This window comes from Roseomonas acroporae, from assembly GCF_023223525.1.
GTDB lineage: Bacteria > Pseudomonadota > Alphaproteobacteria > Acetobacterales > Acetobacteraceae > Roseomonas_E > Roseomonas_E acroporae.
This window is the reverse complement of sequence record NZ_JALPRX010000204.1, coordinates 1-692: the sequence shown is the minus strand read 5'-3', so window position 1 is coordinate 692 and position 692 is coordinate 1. Positions and strand designations below refer to the sequence as shown.

General features: G+C 76.7%; 2 protein-coding genes. Both read left to right on the top strand.

The window, feature by feature from the left end; genetic code table 11:
• The coding region (locus M0638_RS27910) for a hypothetical protein (protein WP_248670223.1) at positions 1–247 on the top strand (247 nt) is incomplete at its 5' end.
• Positions 247–692: hypothetical protein (locus M0638_RS27905; RefSeq protein WP_248670222.1), on the top strand; the 446-nt coding region annotated here is incomplete at its 3' end. The genes M0638_RS27910 and M0638_RS27905, both read left to right, overlap by 1 nt.

Here is a 692-nt window from a genome sequence, read left to right as displayed (position 1 = left end):
GTCGCGCGCGGCCTTCGCCATCAGCAGCGCCCCGGTGGACAGCCGCCACCCCACGGCGGTGGCGCAGTGCTGGGGGCTGGCCCGCCTCGTCGTGGCCGGGCTGCTGACCGAGGGCGAGGTGATCCGCACCGTCGAGGGCGCCCTCCAGCAGGCCGGCAAGCCCGAGGGCGAAGGAGAGGCGATCGCGCGCTGGGCCATGGCGCAGCGCACCGACGCCGGCAACGTCCGGGTGGAGGGCACGCGGTGATGGATACGGCCATGCCCTCGCCCGGCCGGGACGAGACGCCGATGGGACAGGTGATCAACCTGCCCAGGGCCGAGGAGATCGCCCGCCTCGCCGCCCTGACGCCGGTCGAGTACGACCGCGAGCGACAGGCCGCCGCCAGCCGCCTCGGCTGCCGCGTCGGCACGCTCGACATGCAGGTGCGCGCCGCGCGGCAAGCGCAGGCCGAGGCTGAAGCCGAAGCCCCCGATGCGGCGCCCGAGGAGGAGCCGGCCGCAGGACCCGCGCCGGACCGGGCCGCCACCGCCCTGGAACTGGCGCGCCTCGCCAAGCTGTCGCCGACGGAGTTCGCGCAGGAGCGCCGGGCGGCCGCCTCCCGCCTCGGCCTGACCGTGAAGGATCTGGCGAAGGCGGTCCATGCCCTCCGCCGGCAGGCCTTCCAGGAGCGCGAGGCGGCCGAGCGGGAGCG